This window comes from Dietzia sp. CW19, from assembly GCF_014145265.1.
Classification (GTDB): domain Bacteria; phylum Actinomycetota; class Actinomycetes; order Mycobacteriales; family Mycobacteriaceae; genus Dietzia; species Dietzia natronolimnaea.
This window is the reverse complement of record NZ_JAALEE010000239.1, coordinates 1-3724: the sequence shown is the minus strand read 5'-3', so window position 1 is coordinate 3724 and position 3724 is coordinate 1. Positions and strand designations below refer to the sequence as shown.

General features: G+C 70.7%; 3 protein-coding genes and 1 pseudogene. All 4 read left to right on the top strand.

Going from position 1 to position 3724, the window contains the following annotated elements; genetic code table 11:
* A pseudogene (locus G6021_RS07865) lies at positions 1-525 on the top strand (hypothetical protein); the annotation flags it as partial.
* A gap of 4 nt (positions 526-529) precedes the next feature.
* A complete protein-coding gene (gene manA / locus G6021_RS07860; protein WP_179524776.1) occupies positions 530-1765 on the top strand; it encodes a mannose-6-phosphate isomerase, class I in 1236 nt (411 codons plus the stop codon).
* A 65-nt stretch (positions 1766-1830) separates the two neighbouring features.
* The gene (gene ahcY, locus G6021_RS07855) at positions 1831-3297 is read left to right on the top strand and encodes an adenosylhomocysteinase (protein ID WP_182641011.1); all 1467 of its coding nucleotides are present in this window, start codon (positions 1831-1833) and stop codon (positions 3295-3297) included.
* A gap of 9 nt (positions 3298-3306) precedes the next feature.
* A partial coding sequence (locus G6021_RS07850; RefSeq protein WP_182641010.1) for an AAA family ATPase occupies positions 3307-3724 on the top strand: 418 nt, incomplete at its 3' end.

Genomic DNA, 3724 nt, shown 5'->3' with positions numbered 1-3724 from the left:
GTCGGCGTGGCCGCGGACGCCGTCGACGTCGAACTCGAGGGCCTGGGGCCCGATCTCGCCACCCCCGTCAACCCGGCCAAGCTCCTCGCCACCGCGGTCGCCGGTTCGGACCCGCTCGTCTGGATCCACTCGGATCCGTTGTCCGCGGCCTACTGCGACAGGGCGGTGGCCGCGTTCTGCGACGCCGGCCGGGTCACGGCGACCTCCTCCGTCACCGACGCCGTCCGGTCGCAGGCCGAGCGCGCCCGAGGGCTGCCCGCCGTGGACCCCCTCGCGAGTCTGTTCCACGACGACCAGCTCGACGGTGAACGCGAGGACAGGACCATCCGGCACCTCGGTATGGTGCTCAGCGCGGACGAGGAATTCGTCCGCCTGGCCGCGGGCCCGCTCGCGGACGTCGAGTGGATCTCCGATCGTGGTCGGGACACGGTCGGTGCCACACCGGCCCCGTTGAGCGGAAAGGTGGCCGCGCTCATGGCACGGACCGAACTCTCCGCCGCGTACCTGCTGGTGGGGGGGCTCTAGAACCGTGGTCGCTCTCACCCCGGTCGTCCAGGCGTACGCATGGGGCTCGCGGACGGCGCTCCCCGAGTTGTGCGGAACCCACTCCCCGGCACCGCACCCGGTGGCCGAGCACTGGTTCGGCGCCCACGACTCCGGCTCGTCGCTCTGCGCCGACGGGCGGGGGTTGGACGCGCGGATCGCCGCCGACCCCGAGGGAGAGCTCGGGGCGCGGGTGGCCGCGGAACACGGGGGCGGACTGCCGTTCCTGGTCAAGCTCCTGTCCGCCGAGCAGGCGCTCTCCCTGCAGGCGCACCCGTCCCCGGAGAGGGCGAGGGAGGGTTTCGCCGCCGAGGACGCGCGGGGGATCGCCGTCCACGCCCCGGATCGCAACTACCGCGACACCAACCACAAGCCCGAGATCCTGGTGGCCCTGACCGAGTTCCACGCGCTGGTGGGATTCCGCCCCGTGCCCCGGACCGTGGCGTTGTTCGACGCCCTCGACGTGCCGGCCCTGCGCCCCTACCGCGACATGCTGGACGGCCAGCCGGACGCGGAGGGCCTCCGTGCGGTGTTCACCACCTTCGTGACGATGCCGCACATGGCGTTGGAGACGGTGGTGGCGGACCTGGTCACCGGCGCCGTGGGGTACCTCACCGCGGAGGGTGTCTCCGGCGCGTGGTCGAACGAGGCCACGACCGTGGTCGAGCTCGCCGAGCGGTACCCCACGGATCCCGGTGTCCTGGGTGCCCTGCTGCTCAACAGGGTGGTGCTCCGGCCGGGGCAGGCCGTGTACCTGGGCCCCGGTCAGCTCCACGCCTATCTCCGCGGAGTCGGGGTGGAGGTCATGGCCAACTCGGACAACGTCCTGCGCGGGGGCCTGACACCCAAGCACGTCGACGTCCCGGAGCTGATGCGGGTGCTCGCGTTCGACCCGCTCGCGGACCCCACGGTGCGGCCGGTCCCCGCCGATCGCGGGATCCCCGGGGAGGTGGACTACCCCACGCCCGAGCCCGACTTCGCGCTCTCGCGCATCGTGCTCCCCGCCGGCACCGGCCCCGTCACCTACCGGACCGACGGCCCGGAGGTCCTGTTGTGTACCTCCGGCCGGGTGTGCGTGTCGGAGAACGGGACCACGGAGACGCTGGGGCCCGGCCACGCGGTGTGGGTCCCCGCCTCGACGCCGGTGGTGGAGCTGGAGGGCGCCGACGGGGCCACCGTCTTCCGCACCCGGGTCGGCGGTCCGGAGACGGGGACGGCGTAGCGGTAGAGCTCCCCGCTAGTGTGGTGCGGAAGTCTTTTCCGAACTACGAGGAGCTGGTCGCACACATGTCCGCTGATCTGCACGTGCAGTCCGTCAACGGTGTCGAGTTCAAGGTGGCGGATCTGTCGCTGGCGGAGGCGGGCCGCAAGCAGATCCGTCTGGCCGAGCACGAGATGCCCGGCCTCATGGCGCTGCGTGAGGAGTACGGGGCGGAGCAGCCGCTGGCGGGGGCCCGGATCGCCGGATCCATCCACATGACGGTGCAGACCGCCGTGTTGATCGAGACGCTGACCGCGCTGGGCGCGGAGGTCCGGTGGGCCTCGTGCAACATCTTCTCCACGCAGGACGAGGCGGCCGCCGCCGTCGTCGTGGGCCCGGAGGGCACGCCCGAGGCCCCGTCCGGCGTGCCGGTGTTCGCGTGGAAGGGCGAGACGCTCGCCGAGTACTGGTGGTGCACGGAGCAGATCATGACCTGGCCCGGCACCGATCCCAACATGATCCTCGACGACGGTGGCGACGCCACCATGCTCGTGATCAAGGGCAAGGAGTTCGAGCAGGCCGGGGCCGTGCCGTCGGACGACTCCGCCTGGTCGGCGGAGGAGAAGGTCTTCCACGCGCTGCTGCGCGAGTCCGTGTCGGCCCACCCGGGCAAGTACACGGCCATCGCCGAGTCGGTCCAGGGCGTCACCGAGGAGACCACCACCGGCGTGCACCGCCTGTACCACTTCCACGCCGAGGGTGTGCTGCCGTTCCCGGCGATCAACGTCAACGACGCGGTCACCAAGAGCAAGTTCGACAACAAGTACGGCACCCGCCACTCGTTGCTGGACGGCATCAACCGCGGCACCGACGCCCTCATCGGCGGCAAGAAGGCCCTGGTGTGCGGTTACGGCGACGTGGGCAAGGGGTGCGCCGAGGCCCTCGCCGGCCAGGGCGCGCGCGTCCAGGTCACCGAGATCGACCCGATCAACGCGCTGCAGGCCCTCATGGACGGCTTCGACGTGGTGACCGTGGACGAGGCCATCGAGGCGGCCGACATCATCATCACGGCCACCGGCAACAAGGACATCATCACCTTCGACCACATGAAGCGGATGAAGAACAAGGCGATCCTGGGCAACATCGGCCACTTCGACAACGAGATCGACATGGCCGGACTGGAGTCCGCGGCGGACGTCACCCGCATCAATATCAAGCCGCAGGTCGACGAGTTCGTCTTCGACTCCGACGGCCGCTCGATCATCGTGCTGTCGGAGGGGCGTCTGCTCAACCTCGGCAACGCCACCGGCCACCCGTCGTTCGTGATGTCCAACAGCTTCTCCGACCAGGTGATCGCCCAGATCGAGCTGTTCAGCAAGGCCGACCAGTACCCGATCGGCGTCCACCTGCTGCCCAAGATCCTCGACGAGAAGGTCGCGCGCCTGCACGTCGAGGCACTCGGTGGATCGCTCACCACGCTGGCCAAGGACCAGGCCGAGTACATCGGAGTGGACGTCGAGGGCCCGTACAAGCCCGACCACTACCGGTACTGATCCGATCCCGTGGTCGCGCGTCTGGTCGTCGTCGAGGGGCTCGACGGCGCGGGCAAGAACACCCTGACGACCGCCCTGGTCGGTGAGCTCGCCGACCGGGGTGTGTCGGTCGGGCGTCTGGCGTTCCCCCGGTACGGGACCCTGCACGCCGACCTGGCCGCCGACGCCCTGCACGGCGGCCAGGCCGGTACGGCCGACTCCCCGCACGCGATGGCGTTGCTGTTCGCCCTGGACCGACACGCGGCCCTCGCCGAGCTCCGCGAACTGGCCGCCTCCCACGACGTGGTCCTGCTCGACCGGTACGTGGCCTCCAACGCCGCCTACACGGCGGCCCGGCTCGGACCCGGGCGGGAGGCGGAGGTGATCCGCTGGATCGGTGAGCTCGAGTTCGACCGACTCGGTCTGCCGCTGCCGGACCTGCAGATCC

Excerpts from the sequence above, each read along its gene's own strand:
- ahcY (WP_182641011.1), top strand. The coding sequence starts at position 1,831 with ATGTCCGCTGATCTGCACGTGCAGTCCGTCAACGGTGTCGAGTTCAAG.